Below are 23940 nucleotides of genomic sequence, written 5' to 3'. Positions count from 1 at the left end.
CATCAAGCCTGACAGGGTGCCGGGGAGGCCTCAAAACCTCACCGGCGCGGCAGGCCCTCAGCACATTTCCGGTCTCAGTCCTGCAGGCTGTAAGCGACGACATAGTCGCCGATGGTCGTATGCATGAACGCATGCCCACCGGCCGCGATGACGACATATTGTTTGCCGGTGCGGGGCGAGACATAGCTCATCGGCAGGGCCTGACCGCCAGCCGGCAAGCGCCCCTTCCACAATTCCCTGCCGCTCTTCAGATCGAAGGCGCGCAGATAATTGTCCATCGCCGCGCCAATGAACGCCACCCCGCCGCGCGTCACCATCGCGCCGCCCTGATTGAACACGCCGGGAACCGGAATCCGCAGCGGCGCATGATCCGCCGTCGTACCCAACGGCCGCTGCCACAGAATCTGCCGCGTCCTGAGGTCGATGGCGGTCAGGCGACCCCATGGCGGCGCGTTGCAGGGCAGCCCGATCGGCGAGACGAAGGGACGCTCGGTACGGACCGCATAGGGCGTTCCGCTCATCGGTGAGATCGCCCCGCGCCCGTCGAGAACGATCTCGCCCGTTGCGGGCGCTTCCTTGCGGGGAATGAGCTTCAGGGTCAGCGGCATGTAGGATGTCGGCACGATCATGAGCTGGCGCTCCGCATCCACCGCGACGCTGCCCCAGTTCATGATGCCGTTATTGCCGGGGAAGATCAGGCCGTTGTCCAGTGAGGGCGGCGTGAACCGGCCCGCATAGTTCAGCCTGCGGAACGCGATGCGGCACCATAGCTGGTCCACCGGCGTCGCCCCCCACATGTCGGCCTCGCGCAGCGGCGGCGGCACCAGGCTGGGGAAAGCGAGCGAAACAGGCTGGGTGGGCGAATAGCGTTCGCCCGGCACATGCCCCTGCGGTACCGGCCGCTCCTCGACGGGCGCCAGCGAACGGCCGGTCCGCCGGTCGAGCAGGAAGATCTCACCCTGCTTGGTCGCCTGGACCAGCGCCGGAACAGTCCGCCCGTTCAGCGGCATATCGACCAGCACCGGCTGCGAGGCGACATCATAGTCCCACAGGTCATGATGCACGGTCTGGAAGGACCAGCGCAGCTTGCCGGTCGCTATATCCAGCGCCACCACCGAACTGCCATAACGGTCCATGTCCGCGCTGCGATGTCCGCCGAAATGGTCGGGCGACGGATTGCCGGTGGGGATGTAGACCAGACCCAGCTTCTCGTCCGCGCTGAACAGGCTCCAGGCATTGGGCGATCCATGGACATAGGTTTCACCCGGCTTGAGCAGCGCATTGGGGTCGTGCCGCCCGGCGTCCCAACTCCACAGCTCCCGGCCGCTGCCGACGTCGAAGGCCCGGACAACACCCGAAGGATTGCCCACCCCCATATTGTCGAGCACGAAACCGCCGACGACCGCGATATTCCCCATTATCGTCGGCGGCGAGGTAACGAACTGGACCCCGGGCTTGACGGAACCCAGGCCGACATGAAGCGAGATTTCGCCGTTGCGCCCGAAATCCTGACAGCGCTGCCCGGTCTGCGCGTCGAGTGCGATCATGCGTCCGTCGATGGTTCCGACCAGGATGCGGCTACGGCACGCCTTGATCGCCGGATCGGCCGCCTGATGATAGGCGACGCCGCGGCAGGCGAGGGTGTAGACGCCCTTGGCATCCACCCTGGGATCGTGCCGCCAGCGTTCCTTGCCGGTGTCCGCGTCCAGCGCGATGACGATGTTATGCCCCGTGCAAAGATAGAGCGTGTCGCCAATCTGGAGCGGCGTCGCCTCAAACATCTGCGGTTGGCGCGGGTCCTTGGGAAGATCCCCGGTCCGATAGGTCCAGGCGACCTTCAGCCGCCCGACATTGGACGGTGTGATCTGACTGGCGGGAGAAAAGCGCTGGCCCGCCTTGTTACCGGCATAGTCGGACCAGTTGGTCGCGGCCTGCGGTGCGAGCGGATCGGACGATTGCGCCGCCCCCGTCCCCCAGTGCAGCGTCAGCGCGGCGCCGCCGATCAGAACCAGCGCGACCGCTGCGGCGGCAACGGCCCGCGACCTTGGGCGCGCCTTGCCCGACTGCTCTGCCCGCGTCCGTTCAGGGCCAAAGGCATGTCGCACCCAGGGCGTCATCATGTAGAGTCCTAGCACCAGAGGCCCGCCGAGGCGAGGCAGCAGCAGCCAGAATTGCAGACCGACCTCCGCCAGTGCCCAGATCAGCGTCGCCGCGATGACGATCAGATAAAGCCACAGGCCAAGCCTGTTGCCGCGGCAGATCAACAGGCCCGACAGCAGACATACCAGCCCGGTCGGCAGATAATAAAGCGACCCGCCAAGCAGCGCGAGCCAGCCACCGCCTCCGGTGAGCAAAAGGCCGATCAGCACCAGCAGAATGCCCAACGGCCACAAGGCCAGTCGCCTCTTCATCACGTCCGTCATCCCCTCTCACCTGCCCGCGCTAGTGTGGTGGATTTGAAATACGCCTCATGATAGCGGCCAGGTGGGGAGCGTATTTCAAATCCATAAACCACACTGGAAGCATATATTTGCTAGTGACCCTGATGAATCTGAAGTTCGTTCAGCGCCTGCCCAATAGTGTGACGAACTTCAGATTCGGGTCACAAGGTCGGATCGATCAGCACCTTGCATTGGCCCTCAGCCGTGCGCAGGGCTTCGAACGTTTCAGGAAGTTCGGCAAAACCCACGGTCTTCGTGTGCAAAGGACGGGCCTTTGCCTCGCCGCGCGCGATCAGATCGATCACCTGCTCGAAATTGCGTTCGGTGTAGCATTGAGCGAACTGGATGCTGACTTCCTTGCTCAGCCCGACCAGCGGCGTGATGCTGTCCTCCCCGAAGCATACGCCGGCAACCACCACCCGGCCACGAATGCCAGCCAGTTGGACCGCCTGCTGCAACAGCCCCGGAATCCCCACGCATTCGAACACGACCTGCGGCGAACGCCCCGTGATGGCGCGGAACCGTGCACCGATATCGTCCGCCCGAGGATCGATCGCGCCGGTCGCGCCGACCTCCTGCGCCAGCGCCCTGCGTACATCGGATGGCTCGCTGACGACGACATGCGCGGCACCCGCCAGCCGGGCAAACAGCGTCACGGCCGCGCCGATCGGTCCCGCACCGATCACCAACACCGCGTCGCCCTTGTTGATCCGGGCCAGTTCAACAGTGTGATGCGCCACCGCCAACGGTTCGACCATGCCGCCTTCGTCGATCGACACACCCGCAGGCAGGCGCTGAAGCAGGGAAGCCGGGCTGGCAACGAACTCCGCATAGGCGCCGGGCCTCTGCAACAGGGTGCCGGTGAACTGGGCCTCAGCGCAAAGGGCGGGCAAGGCCATGTCGCAGGCCTCGCAATGATGGCAGGCATGAAGGGGCAACGCCGTCACCCGGTCCCCGACGCGCCAGTCACCCCCGACGCCAGTGCCTAGCGCCACGATCTCGCCAGCAAATTCATGCCCCAGGATCGTTCCGGGGGCCGCCGCGCCATATTGGGTCACATGGAGGTCGGACCCGCAGATACCGGCGCGCGCCACGGCAATGATCACCTCTTCGGGCGCGGGCGTCGGATCAGCGGTGGTGCCCAGTTCAAGCGGCTGTCCCGCTTTCTGGAAAAAGGCTGCACGCATGGCTTATCCCCCCTGTCCCTGGCGTCGATGCATTCCGCCGCCATGCCCTCCCCCCATAGGGGTCGGGTAGCCGACGCGCATCCTGCATATGGATTACGCAAAGTAACAAATTTCTTATAACAATGTCCAAAAGAGCGTATATTTATCGCCAATAAGATATGAATTTCGCGATCATGCCGCAGCAACGGGGGCTGGCTGCGCGCCGCGAACGAGCCGACCCGGCAACGCGCCTGTGGGTTCGCCTTTGCGAGAGACGATTTGGCCAGCCAGCATGGTAAGCCGGTAGCCATCCGCGCGCTGCATGAGGCGGCGGCCTCCGGCGGGCAGGTCGAAGACGACTTCCGGGGCATGCAGGCGGAGATTTTCCAGATCGATCACATTGATGTCGGCCCGGTATCCCTCTGCCAACACGCCACGGTCGCGAAGGCCGACCAGCTCGGCGGTATCGCGCGTCATGGCTTTGATCGCGCGCGGCAACGGCACACGGCCGCGCTCACGATCCCGCACCCAATGCGTCAGCAGATAGGTTGAATAGCTGGCGTCGCAGATGGCGCCATAATGCGCACCGCCATCGCCCAGCCCCATCACCGAGTCGGGATGCATGATGATCTGCCCCATCCCATCCAGATTGCCTTCCGCATAATGGGTGATGGTGATGTAGAGCTGACGCTTGCCATCCTTTTCCAGCAGCAGGTCGTAGGCCAGCTCGGCGGGCGGCATATCCAGCGCCCTGGCGCGCCCGGCCACGCTATCGGCGAGCGACGGTTCATAATCGGGATTGTCGCCCAGCGGGAAGATGCGGTCGAAATTGAAGACGAAGTCGGTCAGCGCATTACCGGGGTCCGGCGTCAGCGGGTCAGCCAGAATCGCGGCCTTGATCTCCGGCCGCTGAAGCCGGGCGATCTTCTCCTCAAATGGCAGATGCGCCAGCGACTTATAGGTGGGACTGGTGCAGAAGGGATGCAGCGTCAGCTGGTGGCCCATGATCGCGCCGGTCGGGCGCCCCAGCACCTGCACGCCAATGCGTTGCCCGGCCTGATTGGCGGCGCGGACGCGCGCGAGGAGATGGCTGCGCGCCGGGTCCCTGGCCGTCCCGGCCGCCGGGAATGTGATCGGCCGGCCCGACCGCTCGGCGATCCGCAATATCATGTCGAACTCGGCATCCTCGTCCGCAAAGTCACTGACGAACTGGAACGTGCCGCCGCCCGCGGCGGTCATCGCGTCGGCCAATGCCTGCAATTCGGTTTCCTCAGCCGTCAGCGTCGGGATCAGATGGCCGTCGATGGAGCGGTGGAACATGGTCCGCGACGTGCCGATGCCAAGCGCGCCGGCCTTTACCGCTTCGCAGACCAGCGCGGTCATCCGGGCGATGTCCTCCTCCTTGGCCGCTTCCCTCGCTTCCCCTCTCTCCCCCATCACATAGACGCGCAGCGCCGCATGGGGCAGCAAGGCCGCGACATCCGCGTCAAAGGGCTTGTCGGCAATGCTGTCGAGATAGTCCGGAAAGCTCTCCCAGTTCCAGGGCAGCCCCTCGGTCAGGACCGGGTTCGGGATATCCTCGACACCCTCCATCAGGCGCACCAGCATCTCCCGCTGCTCGGGTCTGCACGGCGCGAAACCGACGCCGCAATTGCCCATGAGGATCGTCGTCACGCCATGGCTGGTCGATGGACGCAGATGGTTATCCCAGGTCACCTGCCCATCATAATGGGTATGGATGTCCACAAAGCCGGGGGTGACGATCAGGCCGGTGGCGTCGATCTCCTCCGCGCCGGGTGCCAGATCCCTGCCGATGGCGGCGATGCGGTCCCCGACGATTCCCACATCGGCAATCCATGGATCACCGCCCCGCCCATCGACGACGGTGCCGTTGCGGATCACGACATCAAAGCGGCTCATAACCGACATCCTCTTCTTTTCAGCCCGTGCAACCAGCCCACGGCTATTGAGGAAACATGCTGGTCGAAGGGCCCAAACCTGTCTTCATCAATTTGAATGACGGCGCGGAATTTATGCCGATGCGGTCGCAGATCGCGAAGGCGCAGCTGCCGGAACGGAAAAATTGAGCTTCGCCCTTTTTTTCCCTAAGCCGCGCATCCCACCCTCAGGGCCGCCCGGAAATGCGCCCGGCAGAAGAAACGGAATTAAGAGAATGAAGATCAAGCAAAGCCTGGAAGCCAGCGACGTAAAGGCCATTCTTGCCGCGGCGGAGGCTGAAGCCCTCGCCAATGGCTGGGCGGTGACGATCGCCGTCGTCGATGACGGCGCGCATTTGCTCGGCCTGCTGCGGCTGGACGGCGCGGCGGCCAGCACCGCGCAAATGGCCCCGGCCAAGGCGGTGTCATCGATTCTGGGACGCCGGGAATCGAAGGTTTACGAGGATCTGATCCTCAATGGCCGGATATCCATGCTGTCCGCGCCGGGACTTCAGGCCATGCTGGAAGGCGGCGTGCCGATCGTGGTCGATGGCGATTTCGTGGGCGCGGTCGGCGTGTCCGGCGTCAAGTCGGAACAGGATGTCCAGATCGCCCGTGCGGGCATTGCAGCCATTCTGGCATAGGGAATGAGTGGGGGAGCGGCAACGCTCCCCCACCGCATCAGATGACGCCCATGGCCTGCATCGCTTCGGCCACCCGGACAAAGCCGGTCACATTGGCGCCCAGCACATAATTGCCCGGCGCGCCGTAGAATTCGGCCGTCTCCGCGCAGCTGTCATGAATGCGGCGCATGATCATGGCCAGCCGGGCTTCCGTCTCCTCGAACGTCCAGCTGTCGCGCGAGGCGTTCTGCTGCATTTCCAGCGCGGACGTCGCCACGCCGCCGGCATTGGCCGCCTTCGCCGGACCGAAAAGCACATTGGCGTTCTGGAACAGACGGACGGCTTCCGGCGTGCACGGCATGTTCGCGCCCTCGCCCACGGCGACGACGCCGTTGCGGATCAGCGCCGCTGCATCATTGCCGTTGAGTTCATTCTGCGTGGCCGACGGCAAGGCGACATCGCACGGCACTTCCCACACCGTACCCTGCTCGACGAAATAGGCGCCCGCGCCCTTCAGACGCGCATATTCGGAAATCCGGTCGCGGCGGACCAGCTTGATCTCCTTCAGCAAATCCAGGTCTATTCCGGCCTCGTCGACGATGAAGCCAGACGAATCCGAACAGGCGACAGCCTTGCCGCCAAATTCCTTGATCTTCTCGATCGCGAAAATGGCGACATTGCCCGATCCCGAAACAATGGCCCGCTTGCCCTCAAGGCTCTCGCCCCGGGTCTTCAGCATCTGGTCGACGAAATAGACCGTGCCATATCCGGTCGCCTCGGTCCGCGCGCGGGACCCGCCATAGATCAGGCCCTTGCCGGTCAGGACACCGGCTTCATAGCGGTTGGTCAACCGCTTGTACTGGCCAAACAGATAGCCGATCTCACGCGCGCCGACGCCGATATCGCCCGCCGGAACGTCCGTATATTCGCCCAGATGCCGGTAGAGTTCGGTCATGAAGGATTGGCAGAAACGCATGATCTCGCCATCGGAGCGGCCGCGTGGATTGAAATCGGACCCACCCTTGCCGCCGCCGATCGGCAGACCGGTGAGCGCGTTCTTGAAGGTCTGCTCGAAACCCAGAAACTTGATGATGCCGACATTGACCGACGGGTGGAAGCGCAGGCCGCCCTTATACGGCCCAAGCGCGGAATTGAACTGGACGCGGAAACCGCGGTTGATGTGGGTATGCCCCTTGTCGTCGACCCAGGGGACGCGGAAGATGATCTGCCTTTCCGGTTCGCAGATCCGTTCGATCAACGCATTGTCCATATATTCAGGATGTTTGGCGACGACCACGCCCAGACTTTCGAGCACTTCCTCGACGGCCTGATGGAATTCGGTTTCACCGGCATTCCGCCTCAGCACATCTTCAAAGATCGGCAGAAGTTTTTCGTCTATCCGGGGCATGTCATGACTCCTTTGTCAATTGAACGGAATATCCTGTCAGGCCGCGGACAACGGCTACAAAGTCGCTGGTTCCAAGGGAGCATCGCGCACAAAGATGGGAAACAGTCTTGCGCAAAAACGATGCGATAATGAAGAACCGGAGCGCGCATCCTGCGCCCGGTCGGACACGGCGCTTCAGATGCGGGTGGGTTGCGTCACCTTGACGATGGTCAGCTTCCGCTCGCGCCCCTCACGATCCGGCCAGCTGATCGACTGCCCTTCGCGCAGCCCGATCAGCCCGGCGGCGATGGGGGTCAGGATGGAGATCCGGCCAGCGGCGATATCCGCCTGGGCCGGGTAGACGATCTGCACGGTACGGTCGACACCGCTCGCCTCGTCGACAAATTCGACCGAGGAGTGCATGGTGACGACGTCCGGCGGTATCCGCTCGGCCCGATGGGTTTGCGCGCGGGCGATTTCGTCCAGCAGCAGTTCGCTGACCTGCGGCATGGTGTCGGCGATCCCGAGGGCAAGATTGGTCAGCCCTTCAGCTTCAATGTCGATAAGATGAACGGGCGGCTTGGCCCGGTTTGGCATTCTGGTCATGGCGCTGGCTCTCAAGAGGAATGGGCGCGCATCGGAATGGCGTGCCCCATCTGTCGATTTGCCCCGAGCCCGGGGCGTGAAGCGCCGGCACCCGGGGCTAGATGCCCGCGAGAAGCTGTCCCCCCTGGTAGCGGAAGCGTACATGATCGCTGCGTGAATGCATGACAGCTTCATTGCACAGGCGCGCCGCCTGAGTCAAACAGGCAGGAACGGACCTGTGGCAAGGCGGCTCCATGCAGGATAGCGCACGGAGCCGCCGGCTGTTTCAGCTGGCCGCCGCGAGCGCCTGATCGACATCGGCCAATATGTCGTCGATGTGCTCGATCCCGATGGACAGCCGCACATAGCCCGGCGACACGCCGGATGCGCGCTGCTCCGCCTCGTTCAGCTGGGAATGGGTCGTGGAGGCAGGATGGATAGCCAGGCTGCGCGCATCGCCGATATTGGCGACATGATAGAAAAGCTGCAACGCATCGATGAAGCGGCGCCCCGCTTCGATCCCGCCGGCAAGCTCGAAACCCACAAGCCCGCCCTGGCCTCCCGTCAGATATCGATCCGCCAGCGCCCTGGCGCGACCGTCCTGCTGTGAGGGGTGGATGACCCTGGTGACGACGGCATGGCGCGACAGATGCTCGGCCACCCGGACGGCATTGGCGCAATGCCGTTCCATCCGCAGCGCCGCCGTTTCAATCCCCTGGATCAGCTGAAACGCGTTGAAGGGCGAGAGCGCGGCGCCAAGATCACGCAGCAGGATAACCCTTGCCCGAAGAATATAGGCGATGGGACCAAGAGGCTTTGCCGCCTCTGCCCAGATGGCGCCGTGATAGGAGGGGTCCGGCGTATTGAGCAGCGGCTGACGCCCCGAATGGGCCGTCCAGTCGAAATTCCCTCCATCGACGATCAGACCGCCGATCGACGTACCATGGCCGCCCAGATATTTGGTCGCGGAATAGACGACGATCGCCGCGCCATGATCGATCGGGCGGCAGAGCAGCGGTGCAGCCGTATTGTCCATGATGAGCGGAATGCCCGCCTCCCGACCAATGGCGGCGACGTCCGCGATCGGGAACACCTCCAGCTTCGGATTGGGCAGGGTCTCGGCATAATAGGCGCGCGTCCGGTCATCGGTGGCCCGGCGGAAATTTTCCGGATCGGACGGATCGACGAAACGGACCTCGACCCCCTGATCCTTCAGCGTGTTCGCGAACAGATTATAGGTTCCACCATAGAGCGCCGTCGAACTGACGATATTGTCCCCGGCCCGCGCCAGATTCTGGATCGCATAGGCCGAAGCCGCCTGCCCCGAAGCGACCGCCAGCGCGGCGGCACCACCCTCCAGCGCGGCGACGCGCTTTTCCAGGACATCGGTCGTCGGATTCATGATCCGCGTATAGATGTTGCCCATTTCCTGGAGCGCGAAGAGCGATGCCGCATGCTCCGCATCGCGAAACTGATAGGACGTCGTCTGATGGATCGGCACGGCGACCGACCCGGTCGTCGGATCGGCCCGCCAACCTGCGTGAATGGCAAGGGTTTCGGGCTTGAACTTGTTTTCAGACATGGAAACTCCCCTGTATCGGCAAACGCCGTGACGGTGGCTTCGAAGCCGGGGAAAAACAAGTCAAGGGATCAATCCCCGCCTGTCCCGATTCCCCGCTCGATCAAGCCATTGGCGATCGCCGCCACCTCTTCGGCGGGGCGACTGTCGTCCCACACGCCGAAGCGCAGGCCCAGAAACACGTTCATCCCCATAATGGCCCAGGCATGCACTTCGTCCAGCTCGCCCCTGACTTCACCACGGGCGGCCGCCTCGCGCAGCCGGGTCATGATGCGGGCCACCGTGCTTTCATAATGGGTCCGATAGGCGGCCTGATCGACGAATTCCGCCTCGTCGATGATGCGGTAGATTTCCTTGTGCCCCCGCGCGAACTCCAGAAAACTCAGAAGCCCCAGCCGTTCCGCGTCGATCCCGTCGCGAGCCTTCGCGATGCGCGGGCCGACATAGTCCCTGACCTGCCCCGACATGTCCGCAACCAGCGCCCGGAAAATATCGTCCTTGCTGTCAAAATAGGTGTAGAAGCTGCCCAGCGCACAGCCCGCCCGCCGGGTAATGCCGCTGATCGACCCTTCGTGAAAACCCTTCTCACCGAACTCCTCGGCCGCCGCCGACAACAGCGAGCGGCGGGTTCGCTCCCCCCGCGCCGTGCGCGGCGTCTTATCCTTTTCGCCCGCCGATCCGGTCATCCTCATCCTCGCAATCTGTGCTCTTTTTGCCGCAGCGGGCCTGTGCCTGTCACGCCTTCTTATTTGAAGTTGAAAGTCGGTTCAACTTTCATTATCGAAACAGCAGAACAGTTTCGCGACCCGGTTTACCGGGCGTCATTCCAGGAGAGGAACCGTCCAATGAAGGCTCGTCATTCCCTGCGTATCATCGCTCTCGCCTCCGCCGCATGGGGCGGCGCCGTCGCGCTTCCCGCCGCCGCGCAAAATGAAGCGGCCGCCGCCGATAGCGCCAGCGACGTCATCATCGTCACCGCCCGGCGGCGGGAGGAAAACATCCTCGACGTTCCGGTGTCCGTCACCGCCATCTCCGCCGACGCCATCACAAAGCTTCAGGCGAACGACATGTCGGGCATTCAGGGCGCGGTGCCGAACGTCAATCTGGTGCAGGGTCGCGGCTCCACGTCCAATTCCAACTTCTTCATTCGCGGCATCGGCCAGCCCGACGCGCTCCAGACCTTCGACCCAGCGGTCGGCACCTATGTCGACGGCGTCTATTTCAGCCGCATCCAGGGCGCGCTGGTGAACCTGTTCGATGTGGAGCGGGTGGAAGTGCTGCGCGGCCCGCAGGGCACGCTCTATGGCAAGAACACCATTGGCGGCGCGGTCAATATCGTCAGCCGCAAGCCCAGCACCACCGATTTCAAGGCCATGGGCAGCCTGACCTATGGCAGCTACGACACCTGGCTGGCGAATGGCTATGTCTCCGCGCCGCTGGTGCAGGACAAACTCGCCCTCAGCATCGCGGGCGTCTATGACAAGCGCGACGGCACTGTCACCGATCCGCTGACCGGCCGCAAATATAATGACCGCAACACGCAGGCCGGTCGCGCCATCCTGCGCGCCACGCCCAGCGATCGGGTGGAGCTGATCCTGTCGGGCGACTATACGCGCCAGCGGACCGCGCCGACGCTGGGCTATGCCACCGCGCCGCTGACCAACGTGCTCTACAATTCCAGCTTTCAGGTGATCGGCGTTCCGGTGGTGAAGCCCGCCTATCCCTATGGCAAATATGATTACAAGGCCTCGACCAGCCTCGCGCCCGGTCAGGGCCAGCGGCTCGACCATTGGGGCCTGTCCTTCACCGCCAATGTCGAACTGAACGATGCGCTGACGCTGACGTCCATCACCGGCTACCGCAAGCTGCGCCCCGATTATTATATCGATTTCGATGCGACCGAACTGGAAGTCGCGGACGCCTTTGTCGGCGTGCACCAGAAGCAGTTCAGCCAGGAATTGCAGCTCAAATATGACAGCGGGCCATTGTCGGGCGTGTTCGGCCTTTATTATCTGAACGAGACGATCAGCTCGCATCAGGAAAGCTATGACGACAATTATCTCCGGCTTCAGGTGGTACCGGGCCTTGTCCTGCCGCTCACCTTCACCCGCTATATCGACGATCATCAGAATGTGAAAAGCTACGCCGCCTTCGGCCAGATGACCTATAATCTGACCGACAAGCTCTCGATCACAGCGGGCCTGCGCTACACCAAGGAGCGCAAGCGGTACAACCGTTCCACCTATACCGTCCTGGCGGGTGCGCAGTCGGCGCCCTATCTGTTCCCCGGCAGCCTGCCCGCACCCTATAACGACCTCGACCATGTCGATTTCGACGCATGGACGCCCATGGCGACCCTGTCCTATAAGCCGACCCGCGACACCCTGCTCTACGCATCGGCTTCGCGCGGCTTCAAGTCGGGCGGCTTCAACGGCCGCGTCAACGGCCAGAGCGACGTCACGCAGGTCATCAACGGCGTTCCCACCATCGTTCCCTATTTCAAGCCGGAAACGGTCTGGAGCTATGAGGCAGGCGCCAAGGGCAGCTTCCTGGGTGGCAAGGTGAACCTGTCGGCGGCGGCCTTCTATTCCGATTACAAGGATTTCCAGGCCCGCGTCGGCGGCGACAATAGCGGCCTGACCAGCGGCTCCTTCCCGGTCATCAACGCGGGCAAGCTGCGCATCTGGGGTCTGGAATTCGAAGCATCGGTCAAGCCCGTGCGCAACCTGAACCTCGCCGCGTCGGTCGGTTATCTCAATGCCGAATATAAGGAATTCAACGACGGCCGCCGCGCCCCGGCCTTCTCCTGCAACCCGACCGGCCATGCCATCGTCTGCAAGCCGCCCTTCGCCCCGCCGATGACGCTGCGGCTGGCGGCGGATTACACCGTGCCGCTGGGCAGCGCGTCGCTGACCTTCGGCGGGGACATGCGCTTCGTCGACAAACAGTGGCTGTCGGTGGACAACCGCCCCGGCCTGTATGAAGACGGCTACACCATCGCCAACGCCTATGTTCAGGCCGATTTCGCGCAAGGAAAATATTATCTGCGCGGCGCGGTGAAGAACGCCTTCAAGGAACTGTACAAGACCGACGGGCAGGAATTTTCCAGCGTGGGCAATATCCAGACCGTCTATTATGGCGATCCACGCACCTGGACGATCACTGCAGGCTTCCGCTTCTAAAACGCCAAAAGGGGGCAACAGCAGCATGACAGGACAGGCGCGGGAAGCGGCAGGCAGCGGCTATCGTGCACTCGTCCTTGCCATGCTGCTGCTGGTTTACACCTTCAACTTTCTCGACCGGCAGATCCTCGGCATCCTCGCCGGTCCGATCAAGGCGGAACTGGGCCTTAGCGACACGCAGCTTGGCGCCCTGGGCGGCATCGCCTTCGCGCTGCTCTATTCGACGCTGGCGATCCCGCTCGCCCTGCTGGCTGACCGCGCCAGCCGCACCTGGGTCATCACCGTCAGCCTTGCCCTGTGGAGCGGCTTCACCGCGCTCTGCGGCATGGCGGGCAGCTTTGCCCAGATGTTCCTCTTCCGCATCGGCGTCGGCGTGGGCGAGGCAGGCGGCGTCGCCCCCTCCTATGCCGTCATTTCCGACTATTTCCCGCAGGAACAGCGCGCCCGCGCCCTGTCCATCTATTCGCTCGGCATTCCGCTGGGTTCGGCGGGCGGCGTTCTGCTGGGCGGCTATATTGCGCAAACTGTCGAATGGCGGACGGCCTTCATCGCCGTCGGGCTGGCCGGCCTGCTGATCGCCCCGCTCTTCCGCCTCACCGTACGCGAGCCTGCCCGTCCGGCGATGCAGGGTGACGCCATTCCGGTGTCCGCCGTCTTCGGCATATTGGCCGCCAAGCGCAGCTTCTGGCTGCTCGCTCTGGGTGCGGCCTGCTCGTCGCTATGCGGATACGGCGTCGCCTTCTGGCTCCCCAGCCTGTTGATGCGCAGCTTCCATCTCGACCTGATCGGCGCGGGCCAGTTTCTGGGCGCGCTGCTCCTGATCGGCGGCGTGGCGGGTGTGCTGTTGGGCGGCTGGCTGGGCGATCGCCTGGGCAGCCGCGACAAGGCCGCCTATGCCTGGGTTCCCGCCATCAGTTATATTGTCGGCATGCCGCTGTTCGTCATCGGCGTGCTGTCGGACAGCGTCACCTTCGCCTTTTGCCTGTTCCTGATCCCGCAGGCGCTGGTCTATGTCTGGCTGGGCCCGGTCCTGACCGCCGTCCAGCATCTTGTCCCCGCGCATATGCGCGCCAGTGCATCGGCGACCTTCCTGCTCATCAACAATCTGGTGGGGCTGGGGCTAGGCAGCTGGTGCGTCGGCGCGCTGTCCGACACCCTGACGCCGCAGTTCGGCAATGAAGCGCTGCGCTACGCCATCGTCGCCGCATTGGGCTTCTATCTGCTGGCCGGGCTGTTCATGGCGCTCGCGGGCAAGGCGCTGCGCAAGGACTGGATCACGGCAGGAGAGTGATTCCTGTGGCTTCCGCCCGTCAGTTGCTTTAGCTGTCCGACAGCGCGCCGTGCAGCCTGAACATGCGGGGAAGCCAAGTTTATGATGCCGAAACAGAGCCTTCCTGGTCGGACGGACGGGCTCGCCAATCCTTCATTCCCCCGCCTCGCTTTGCTGTCCTGCCTCGTTCCCGTGCTGCTTGCGGCTGGCGCGCCCGGCACCGGCGCACTGATCATCGACGTCGGCAATATTCGCGTCGGCAAGGGCCGGGTGCATGTCGACATCTGTCCGGAAAGCCGGTTCCTGAAGGACGATTGCCCCTATTCGGCGGACGCCCCGGCCAAGGTGGGCGTCACCCGCGTCATCGTGCCGTCCCTCCCCGCCGGACGCTATGCCGTACAGGCTTTTCTGGACGAGAACGGCAATGGCAAGGTGGACCGCGCCCTGTTCGGCATCCCCAAGGAAGGCGTCGGCTTTTCCAACGACGCCAAGATCGGTTTCGGACCGCCCAAATTCGCCGAGGCGGCGTTCAGCCATGATGGCGGGGGGCAGACAATCCATTTCAATCTCCGCTATTTCCTGGGCGCGAAAGGGCCGGCCGGCCAGTGAGGGCGACGCGTTTTTCGCCCTCCGCGCTCGTCATGGCCAGCATCCGCCGGCCATGGCTGACGCTATTGCTGGGGCTGATCGTCAGCGGGTTGGCATTGTTCGTCATGACCGATCGGATCGCGATGACGACCGATACGGCAGCGCTGATCTCCTCCAAGGTCGGCTGGCGCGCGCAGGAACGGCGCATGGAGCGTGCCTTTCCACAATTGCGCGACAATATGCTCATCATCATCGATGGCGAGACGCCGGAACTGGCGGAGGATGCGGCGGCCCGACTTTCGGCTGGCCTCAGCGCGGACAAGGCGCAATTCCGGCTGGTCACGCGCCCTGATGGCGGCGATTTCTTTGCGCGCGAGGGTCTGTTGTTCGGATCGATCGAGGATGTCCGCAGCACGACCGGCGCGATGATCGACGCGCAGCCGATGCTGGGGCCGCTCGCCGCCGACCCCAGCCTGCGCGGTGTGACGACCGCCCTTTCGACCATGCTGGACGGCGTCGAAGCGGGCGAAATTCCCTTGAGCCGCATCGACCGGCCGCTCGCTGCGCTGAGCAAGGCCATCGACGGCTCGCTAGCGGGCAGGAAGCCGCATTTTTCGTGGCAAAGGCTGTTCGCGGGCGAGGGCAAGGCACTCAGCCCGCCGACCAGGCGCCTGATCCTGACGCAACCCATCCTTGACCGTGGCGCGCTGATGCCGGGCGAAGCGGCAAGCGACGCCGTGGCCAAGGCCGCCAAGACGCTCGCCATTGACGAAGCGCATGGCGTCCGGCTCCGCCTGACCGGCGAGGTTCCGCTTGCTGACGAGGAATTTGCGACGCTTCAGGACAATATCGGGCTGGTCGCGCTGGTCATGCTGGGCGCCATGCTCCTGACATTGTGGCTCGCCACCCGGTCGGTGCGACTGGTGGCGGCGATCTTGCTGACCATCATCTCGGGCCTGATCGTCACCAGCGCCATCGGACTGCTGGCCATCGGCCGGTTCAACCTGATCTCGGTCGCCTTCATTCCGCTGTTCGTCGGGCTGGGGGTGGATTTCGGCATCCAGATCTGCGTGCGCTTCAATGCCGACAGGGCGGCGGGGGCGGCACCCGACGCGGCTCTGCGCCAGACCGCCAGTGCGCTGGGCGCGCCGCTGTTGCTGGCGGCGGGCGCCATTTTCCTGGGCTTCGGCGCCTTCCTGCCCACCGCCTATGTCGGCATTGCCGAACTGGGGGTGATCGCCGGATTGGGGATGGTCGTGGCGCTGCTGTTCAGCCTGACGCTGCTGCCTGCGCTCATCCTGCTCCTGCGCCCCGGCAAACCCCGGCGCGAGGTCGGTTTCAGGGCGCTCGCCCCGGTCGACCGCTTTCTGGAACGCAGGCGCCGCGCCATATTATGGGCCTTCGGCATCGCCATGGCGGCGGGCATTGCGCTGCTGCCATGGGCCAAGTTCGATTTCAATCCGCTGAACCTGCGCGATCCCAATGCGCCCGCGATGCGCGCGCTCGGCGACCTGACGCGCGATCCTGACCGGACCCCCAATGTGATCGACGTGCTTGCCGCCAATCCGGCCGAGGCCCGTCAACTGACGCAGCGCCTCTCCGCCCTGCCGCAAGTCGCGCATGTCGTCTCACTCGACAGCTTCGTGCCGGAACAGCAGGAAGCCAAACTGGCGCTCATCCAGGATGCATCGCTCTTGCTGGACCTGACGATCAACCCGTTCGATATCGCGCCGCCCCCGACCGATGCCGAATTGCGGGATGCCATTGCGGGCACGGAGACGAAATTGCGCGCGGCCATCGCCGGGCGTCCGGGCGCCGAAGGGAGTGCTGCACGCCGTCTTGCGACATCCCTCCACCGGCTGGGCATGGCGTCAGCAGCGGAACGGGCCGCCGTCAACGCCATGCTGTCCCGCCCCCTGACCGTCATGCTCGACCAGATCAGGCAAGCCTTGCAGGCAGGCCCGGTCACGCGCGAGACGCTTCCGCCCAATCTGGTCCGTGACTGGGTGACGCCGACCGGCCTCACACGGCTTCAGCTATTCCCGAGCGGCAATGCCCATGACAATGACGTCATCCGGCAGTTCCGCGATGCCGTCGCCACGGTCACGCCCGCCATATCGGGCCTGCCGGTCGCGACGCAGGCCGCAGCGGGGACCGTCGCAGGCGCCTTCGTACAGGCAGGTGTGCTGGCCTTCCTACTGGTCAGCGTCCTGCTGTTTCTTGTCCTGCGCGACGTGAAGGAAGTGGCCTTCACCCTCGCCCCCGTCATCCTCTCCATCTTCCTGACGCTGGGCAGTTGCGTTCTCATCGGCCAGCCGATCAATTTCGCCAACATCATCGCCTTCCCCTTGCTGTTCGGAGTGGGCGTGGCGTTCCATATCTATTTCGTCATGGCCTGGCGCGGTGGCGCGACCGGCCTGCTGCAATCCAGTCTGGCGCGGGCAGTGCTGTTCAGCGCCTTCGCCACCGGCACCGCTTTCGGCAGCCTGTGGCTGTCCCATCACCCCGGAACCGCCAGCATGGGCAAAATCCTGATGCTCTCGCTCATCTGGACGCTGATCTGCGCCCTGATCTTCGAACCGGCGCTGCTGGGGCCACCGCGCAAGGCGAAGGAGAGCTAGAGCATTTTCAAAGCAGGTGGAATCGCCTGCTGACTCGGAAAATGCGTCAAATCAAAAAACTCCAGAGCAGTCGAGCCGATGCAATCGGATCGGAATCTGCTCTAGTTCACAGCGGGATCAGCCATGGGGTCCTGCAATTCCGGCGCATCGGACGGCACGGGATCGGTCAATGGCTCACTCAGTTCGGGCAGATCGCCGGCTTTCTTCCGTGCATGCCTGCCACGGATCTCCTCGATCTCCGCCGCGCGATTTTGCAGATAGACTGATCGCAGCGTCGCATAAGGGTCGACGGCATCCCCGAACAGGGCGCGCAATTCCGGGTCCGCTTCCGCCCGCATATCGAGACCACCGACCAGCCCGGTCGAAAGCTGATATTCCCAGGTCGAAAACGGCCTGCCGACAGCCAGCGGCAACAGGCCGTCATCGGCAGGCTTGCCCAGCACATCGCGCAGCGTCGTCGGACCGATGAGGGGCAGGAACAGATAGGGTCCCGCCTTCACGCCATAAATGGCCAGGGTGGTCCCAAAGCCATTGGCCCGGTGCGGCAGGTTGAAGTCCTTCCGTTTCGCGATATCGAACAATCCGGCAATCCCCAGCGTCGAATTGACGATGAAGCGCGCGAATGTCTCCACCGCCTTGCCCGGTTTACCCTGCAACAGGAAATTCACGAAGATGAAGGGTTCGCTCAGATTACTGATCGCATTGCGCGCGCCCGACCGGATCGGCTTTGGCACCACCTTTTTGTAGCCCATCGCCACCGGCCGCAAAATCGCCTTGTCCACTGTCTGGTGGACGCCGAACATCGCGCGATTGAAGCCCTCGAGCGGGTCCTTCTCGACCTTGACCTCATCCGCGCCGATCTCGTCCTTCGCGCCCGTCATCACAGGGGACGAAGCGGCATCGGCAGGGACGACAACGGCCTGCGACGAAGGCGGAACGACCAGAACGGGCTGGCTGCCCGCAGCCTCGACCGGCAAGGGGGTTTCCACCTGCGCCGCCATCAGCGCAACCGGAGCGATCAGCGGAAGGATCAAAATTTCTCGCCCTTGGCCGCTATGGCATCCATATGCGTCGCCAGCGCTGTCGCGCCGCCCTTTTGCAGCACCGCCGCGAAGTCGGACCGGCGCGTCGCGATCTGGCTGATCGAATTGCGGTAGAAGACATCGATGATCTTCCACGCGCTCCCGCTCTGCCTCAGGCGATAGCTGATGGCGACAGGCGCCTGCCGGGGCACGTTCAGCGTCGTCCGCACCAGCCTGTCACCGCCGCGCTGCTGCACCTGCGGGTCCAGGGTGAAGCTTTCGCCCGACCAACTGTCGAAATTGCGCGCATATTGGGAAATCGTCATGCGCCGGAAGCTGCGCAGCAGCGCCTGCTGATCCGTAGAGGTCAGCTTCGTCCAGCTCGGCCCGACCGCCAACCGCGTCATCAGCGGCAGGTCGAACGCCTGGTCCAGCGCGGGGGTCAGCGCCGCCGTGCGCGCCTGCACCGTGCCGCCGGCCTTCATCACCCGGATCAGATCGTCATCCAACTGCTGAACGGTCGTGCGCGCCGGATCGGCGGTCTGCGCGACCGCAGCCACAGGGGCGAGCGATAACAGCAGGTTAAACGTTAAAATCGGATGGCGCATGCATGAACTCCGTCAATGTCGGCTCGCAATCCCCTCTGCGCCGACCGTGGTGCACCATCCCCGGCCGATATGGCAAGAACCAGCAGCACCGCATCTCCAACTTCTTTCTTTTTTGTAATGAAGCCGCCCCTTTCCCCAGCGACGTTAAAACATTATCAGGGCTGAGGTGCCCAGTCCCATAAGGGAGATGTCGGTGGTGACGGATAGTCCGAATTCCAACCTAGGCGGACCGTTGCGGATCGTGCTTGCCAATCCGCGCGGCTTCTGCGCGGGCGTTACCCGCGCCATTGAAATTGTCGAACGCGCGCTCGAACGGTTCGGCGCGCCCGTCTATGTCCGGCATGAAATCGTTCATAACAAACATGTGGTCGACCAGTTGAAGGCCAAGGGCGCGGTGTTCGTGGACGAACTGTCCGAAATTCCAGCCGGCGCCATGACGATCTTCAGCGCGCACGGCGTCGCGCGATCGGTCGAGGAAGAGGCGCGGGCGCGCAATCTGCCGACCATCGACGCCACCTGCCCGCTCGTGACCAAGGTGCATTTCCAGGGCCGTCATTATGCCAAGGCGGGACGGACGCTGATCCTGATCGGCCATCCCGGCCATGCGGAGGTGATCGGTACGATCGGTCAGATCGATGCGCCGATCCACCTCGTCTCGACGCCCGAGGATGTGCACGCACTGCCGATCGCCGGGGATGTTCCGGTCGCCTATGTGACGCAGACCACGCTCAGCGTCGACGATACCCGCAATGTCATCGCCGCGCTGCAAGAGCGCTTCACCGACGTCGCCGGGCCGGAGGTCAACGATATCTGCTATGCCACGCAAAACCGGCAGACGGCGGTGCGGGAACTGGCATCGGTCAGCGACCTGCTGCTGGTCGTAGGCGCGCGCAACAGTTCCAATTCCATGCGGCTGCGGGAAATCGGCGCGGAAATGGGTGTGGAAAGCCATTTGATCGACGATGGCAGCGCCATCGACCCGCAATGGCTGAACGATGTGCATACGGTAGGCATCACCGCCGGCGCCTCCGCGCCTGACGAGTTGATCGACAGCGTGATCGCGGCGCTGCGTCGTCTTCGTCCCGTCACCGTGTCCGAACTGGAGGGAGTGAAGGAAACCATCCAGTTCCGCCTGCCCGCCGCATTGCGCCATCCGGCTGCCCCAACCGCATCCGCCGCCGAGTAGGAAATATCATGGGCCTGCCATTATCTTCACTGGCGCGGATCGGCGCCTATACGCTGAAACAGCATATCAGGGGCGGGAAATATCCGCTCGTCCTGATGCTGGAGCCGCTGTTCCGCTGCAACCTCGCCTGCCCCGGCTGCGGCAAGATCGACTATCCCGACGCCATCCTCAACCAGCGCCTCAGCTATGACCAGTGCATGGCGGCAATCGACGAATGCGGCGCGCCCGCCGTGTCCATCGCCGGGGGCGAGCCGCTGCTGCATCGGGAGATGCCGCAGATCGTGCAGGGCTTCCTTGAACGGAAGAAGCTGGTCATCCTGTGCACCAACGCCCTGCTGCTCAAGAAGAAGATCGACGATTACCAGCCCTCGCCCTTCTTCACCTGGTCGATCCATCTGGACGGCGACCGGCAGATGCACGACGAAGCCGTGGATCTGGAAGGCACCTATGACGTGGCGGTGGAGGCCATCCATCTCGCCAAGGCAAAGGGGTTTCGCGTGCAGGTGAACTGCACCGTGTTCGACGGCGCGGACCCGGCGCGGCTGGCGACCTTTTTCGACAAGATGGAAGCACTGGGCGTCGAGATCACCGTCTCTCCCGGCTATGCCTATGAACGCGCGGCGGATCAGGACCATTTCCTCAACCGCGAACGGACCAAGCAGTTCTTCCGCGACGTGTTCAGGCGGGGCAAGGGGGGCAAGGCGTGGACCTTCACCAACTCGCCCCTGTTCCTGGATTTCCTGGCGGGCAACCAGAGCTATGAATGCACGCCCTGGTCGATGCCGCTGCGCACCGTCTTTGGCTGGCAGAAGCCCTGCTATCTGCTGGGCGAAGGCTATGTCGACAGTTTCGCGGAGCTGATGGAGGGCACCGACTGGGAGCAATATGGCGTCGGCAAATATGAAAAATGCGCCAATTGCATGACTCATTGCGGCTTTGAAGGCACCGCCGCCACCGATGCGATCCGTCATCCGCTGAAAATGCTGTCTGTGGCACGAAAGGGCGTGCGGACGGAGGGCGCCATGGCGCCCGACATCGACCTGTCCCGGCAACGGCCGGCCGAACAGGTCTATTCCTCCCATGTCGAACGGGAATTGGCGAAGATAGAGGCCGCCGATCCCGCTGCGGCCAAGCGTGTGGCGGGCCGGCGTTAAATCGAAGCTGCCGCCGGTTCCAGACGGTCGAACTCCGCGCGCATGAGTATGTCGAAGGCCTGCGACAGGCTGCGCAGCGCCCGATCCGCCTGCCGTCCGGTACGGATCAACGCCCCCAGCTGACCGGGCCGCCGCGCCAGCGAAAGCAGGACGGCGCCAAGGGCCAGCCCGCCATCGGGCCGCATCCCGACCAGAGCGGCGGGAGGCAGGTCATCATCGGCGCAATCGGCAATGGCCCGGATTGCCACGAAGGGAAGCTGCCTGCGAACTGCCACCCGCCGGGCAACATGGCTCTCCATGTCCGCTGCGATGGCGTTAGAGCGTCCGGCCAGATCCCGCTTCACCCGTGCGGTAGCAATAATGGCGTCGCTGCCGAAGACTTCGCCGGAAATGGCATGGGGCAGGTGCTGCCGCAGACGAGCCACCAGCCCCGCATCGCCATCGACAACCAGATCGCCAGACCGCAGCGAAGGCGCCAGCGCGCCCGCAATGCCGCAGGACAGGATGATGGCGGGAAAGGCTTTGGCCCGATCGTCCAGTTCCTGCTCCAGCCGCGCGCTATCCCCGCCGCCCGCCACGACGAACAGGTCGCGGCCCGGCCGGTCGAGCAGCCGCGCCTCCCGCTTCAGCCCGCAAGCGACGATCAGCGTCACATGCCGACCGTGACGCGGCGCAGATTGGAGCGCTTGAGATTGCGGTAGCGCGCCATCGCCCAGAGCGGAAAATATTTGGGATAGCCATGGTAGCGCAGATAGAAAACGCGCGGAAAACCGCCGCCGGTATACTGTTCCTGCCCCCAAAGGCCGTCCGCTTCCTGACGATCGGCCAGCCATGCCGCGCCGCGCTCCACGGCGTCGCTATCCACCTCTCCCACAGCCATCAGCCCCAGCATCGCCCAGGCCGTCTGCGATGCTGTAGAGGGCGCCGGGACATGGCCCTTGCGATCCAGCGCATAGCTGTCGCAATCCTCGCCCCAGCCGCCATCCTCATTCTGGATGCGCTTCAGCCAGCCGACCGCCCGCGCCACCGCCGGATCGCTGGCGTCCAGCTCCGCCGCGTTGAAAGCGCAAAGCACAGACCATGTGCCGTAAATATGGTTGACGCCCCAGCGGCCGAACCAGCTTCCTTCCGGTTCCTGTTCCCGGCGCAGATAGTCGATGGCCGCAGCCATGCGCGGGCTGTCCAGCGGCTCACCCAGCTGCGCCAGCATCGAAACGCAGCGCGCCGAAACATCGGCGGTCGGCGGGTCGAGCAGCGCGCCATGGTCGGCAAAGGGCAGGTTGTTGAGATAATCATAGGCATTGTCGGCGTCGAACGCCCCCCAGCCGCCATTTTTCGACTGCAGGCCCACGGTCCATTCGACGCCCCGGTCGATCGGCCTGCGGTCCGCGACCTGCGCGCGATCCATTGCCATGACCACGACCGCCGTATCGTCCAGATCGGGATAATGGTCGTTATTATACTGAAACGCCCAGCCGCCGGGCCGCACGCCGGGCCGTTCCTCCGCCCAGTCACCTTCCACGTCCAGAATCTGGCGGGGCGTCAGCCAGTCGAGGGCCGCCTCCGCCCGCGCCTCATTCGCCTCTCCACCCGCTTCCATCATGGCATGGGCCGCAAGGGCGGTGTCCCACACCGGCGAAACGCAGGGCTGGCAATAGGCCTCCTCTTCATGGATCACGAGGAGATTTTCGACCGACTGACGGGCGATGGCGCGATGCGGATGATCCGGCGCATAGCCCAGCAGGTCGAACATCATCACACTGTTCGCCATGGCGGGATAGATGGCGCCCAGCCCATCTTCACCGTTCAGCCGCTCTGTCACCCAGGCCGTGCATGTCTCGATGGCGCGCCGTCGCAGCTTGCGGGGCCACAGGCCATCGACCAGCTTCAACAGCCTGTCCAGACCGTTGAAACCCATGGTCCACATCCATTTAGGGTCAGCCGCCTGCGTCTTTCGGTGGGCGGGCCTGCCGGTATAAAGCTCGTCGACCTTGATCCCCTTCGCGTTCCGAGCCACCGGCTTCAGCGCGCACAGCACCAGCAGCGGCACGACCACGGTCCGCGCCCAATAGGACATTTTGGACAGGTGGATCGGGAACCAGCGCGGCAGCAGGATGATCTCCGGCGGCATGGTCGGCACGGCGGACCATGGGCCGGCGTCGAACAGCGCGAGCTGGATGCGGGTAAAGACATTGGCCGCCTCCCCCCCGCCCGCCTTCAATATGGCGGCCCGGGCACGGGCCATATGCGGGGCCTCCCCATCGTCCCCGATCATTTTCAGCGCATAATAGGCCTTGATGCTGGCGCTGACATCGAAGGCTCCGGCGTGGAACAGGCCCCAGCCATGATGATCGGCGGACTGGATGCGGCGCAGATAGCGGCCGATCCTCGCCTCCAGCACGCTGTCGACCGGCTCGCCCAGATAATGGCGCAGCAGCACATATTCGGCTGGAATGGTGCAGTCCGCCTCCAGTTCGAACACCCAATGCCCATCCGGCCGCTGGGCCCGGACAAGGGCCGCCGCGGCGCGATCGACCGCCGCGTCGATGGCCGCGAGAGGCGTGGCGGAAACGGGGAGCGTCGCCATGTCG

General features: G+C 64.1%; 18 protein-coding genes. 7 read left to right on the top strand and 11 right to left on the bottom strand.

Going from position 1 to position 23940, the window contains the following annotated elements:
* Positions 1–74: 74 nt before the first annotated feature.
* The 3 genes from HUK73_RS21550 to HUK73_RS21540 form a co-directional block, all read right to left on the bottom strand.
* Positions 75–2423 (bottom strand): membrane-bound PQQ-dependent dehydrogenase, glucose/quinate/shikimate family, encoded by a 2349-nt coding sequence (locus HUK73_RS21550; RefSeq protein WP_176593872.1) that lies wholly within the window; start codon positions 2421–2423, stop codon positions 75–77.
* A 179-nt stretch (positions 2424–2602) separates the two neighbouring features.
* Complete coding sequence (locus tag HUK73_RS21545; RefSeq protein WP_176593871.1) at positions 2603–3628, bottom strand: zinc-binding dehydrogenase; 1026 nt, start codon at positions 3626–3628, stop codon at positions 2603–2605.
* A 171-nt stretch (positions 3629–3799) separates the two neighbouring features.
* A complete protein-coding gene (locus HUK73_RS21540) occupies positions 3800–5527 on the bottom strand; it encodes an amidohydrolase family protein (protein WP_176593870.1) in 1728 nt (575 codons plus the stop codon).
* 253 nt (positions 5528–5780) lie between these two features.
* On the opposite strand from HUK73_RS21540, the gene HUK73_RS21535 reads away from it, so the two are divergent.
* Positions 5781–6188 (top strand): heme-binding protein, encoded by a 408-nt coding sequence (locus tag HUK73_RS21535; RefSeq protein WP_176593869.1) that lies wholly within the window; start codon positions 5781–5783, stop codon positions 6186–6188.
* A 37-nt stretch (positions 6189–6225) separates the two neighbouring features.
* On the opposite strand, the gene gdhA is transcribed toward HUK73_RS21535, so the two are convergent.
* From gdhA to HUK73_RS21515, 4 genes are all read right to left on the bottom strand, one after another.
* Complete coding sequence (gene gdhA / locus HUK73_RS21530; RefSeq protein WP_176593868.1) at positions 6226–7575, bottom strand: NADP-specific glutamate dehydrogenase; 1350 nt, start codon at positions 7573–7575, stop codon at positions 6226–6228.
* A 174-nt stretch (positions 7576–7749) separates the two neighbouring features.
* Positions 7750–8160 carry a nucleoside diphosphate kinase regulator gene (gene rnk / locus HUK73_RS21525; RefSeq protein WP_176593867.1) on the bottom strand — a complete coding sequence of 137 codons (411 nt, stop codon included), beginning with the start codon at positions 8158–8160 and terminating at the stop codon, positions 7750–7752.
* 265 nt (positions 8161–8425) lie between these two features.
* Entirely contained in the window at positions 8426–9721 is a 1296-nt protein-coding gene (locus tag HUK73_RS21520) for an O-acetylhomoserine aminocarboxypropyltransferase/cysteine synthase family protein (RefSeq protein ID WP_176593866.1), read from the bottom strand.
* 68 nt (positions 9722–9789) lie between these two features.
* Positions 9790–10404 carry a TetR/AcrR family transcriptional regulator gene (locus HUK73_RS21515; RefSeq protein ID WP_176593865.1) on the bottom strand — a complete coding sequence of 205 codons (615 nt, stop codon included), beginning with the start codon at positions 10402–10404 and terminating at the stop codon, positions 9790–9792.
* Between the two features lie 159 nt (positions 10405–10563).
* On the opposite strand from HUK73_RS21515, the gene HUK73_RS21510 reads away from it, so the two are divergent.
* From HUK73_RS21510 to HUK73_RS21495, 4 genes are all read left to right on the top strand, one after another.
* Positions 10564–12900 carry a TonB-dependent receptor gene (locus HUK73_RS21510; protein WP_176593864.1) on the top strand — a complete coding sequence of 779 codons (2337 nt, stop codon included), beginning with the start codon at positions 10564–10566 and terminating at the stop codon, positions 12898–12900.
* A 25-nt stretch (positions 12901–12925) separates the two neighbouring features.
* A complete protein-coding gene (locus HUK73_RS21505; protein ID WP_176593863.1) occupies positions 12926–14191 on the top strand; it encodes an MFS transporter in 1266 nt (421 codons plus the stop codon).
* A gap of 81 nt (positions 14192–14272) precedes the next feature.
* Positions 14273–14779, top strand: coding sequence for a DUF2141 domain-containing protein (locus tag HUK73_RS21500; protein WP_255326480.1), 507 nt, complete (start codon positions 14273–14275; stop codon positions 14777–14779).
* Positions 14780–14811: 32 nt separating this feature from the next.
* A complete protein-coding gene (locus HUK73_RS21495) occupies positions 14812–17379 on the top strand; it encodes an MMPL family transporter (RefSeq protein ID WP_176594751.1) in 2568 nt (855 codons plus the stop codon).
* 101 nt (positions 17380–17480) lie between these two features.
* Here the strand turns inward: HUK73_RS21495 and HUK73_RS21490 are convergent, their stop codons facing one another.
* On the bottom strand, positions 17481–18413 hold the full coding sequence (locus tag HUK73_RS21490; protein WP_176593862.1) for a VacJ family lipoprotein: 933 nt from the start codon (positions 18411–18413) through the stop codon (positions 17481–17483).
* Positions 18410–19009, bottom strand: coding sequence for an ABC transporter substrate-binding protein (locus HUK73_RS21485; RefSeq protein WP_176593861.1), 600 nt, complete (start codon positions 19007–19009; stop codon positions 18410–18412). The genes HUK73_RS21490 and HUK73_RS21485 overlap by 4 nt, the downstream gene beginning before the upstream one ends.
* 187 nt (positions 19010–19196) lie before the next feature.
* On the opposite strand from HUK73_RS21485, the gene ispH reads away from it, so the two are divergent.
* Positions 19197–20195, top strand: coding sequence for a 4-hydroxy-3-methylbut-2-enyl diphosphate reductase (gene ispH, locus HUK73_RS21480; protein ID WP_176593860.1), 999 nt, complete (start codon positions 19197–19199; stop codon positions 20193–20195).
* A gap of 8 nt (positions 20196–20203) precedes the next feature.
* A complete protein-coding gene (hpnH, locus tag HUK73_RS21475) occupies positions 20204–21349 on the top strand; it encodes an adenosyl-hopene transferase HpnH (RefSeq protein ID WP_176593859.1) in 1146 nt (381 codons plus the stop codon).
* Here hpnH and HUK73_RS21470 read toward each other — a convergent pair.
* Positions 21346–22002, bottom strand: coding sequence for a phosphorylase (locus HUK73_RS21470; protein WP_176593858.1), 657 nt, complete (start codon positions 22000–22002; stop codon positions 21346–21348). The two genes, hpnH and HUK73_RS21470, sit on opposite strands and share 4 nt — an antisense overlap.
* Positions 21999–23936: a squalene--hopene cyclase gene (shc, locus tag HUK73_RS21465; RefSeq protein WP_176593857.1), complete on the bottom strand. Its 1938-nt coding sequence runs from the start codon at positions 23934–23936 to the stop codon at positions 21999–22001. The genes HUK73_RS21470 and shc overlap by 4 nt, the downstream gene beginning before the upstream one ends.
* Between the last annotated feature and the right edge of the window lie 4 nt (positions 23937–23940).

It is taken from the genome of Sphingobium sp. EM0848 (genome assembly GCF_013375555.1).
Lineage (GTDB): Bacteria > Pseudomonadota > Alphaproteobacteria > Sphingomonadales > Sphingomonadaceae > Sphingobium.
Note: the sequence above shows the minus strand (reverse complement) of the source record. Positions and strands in the feature narration are given on the sequence as shown.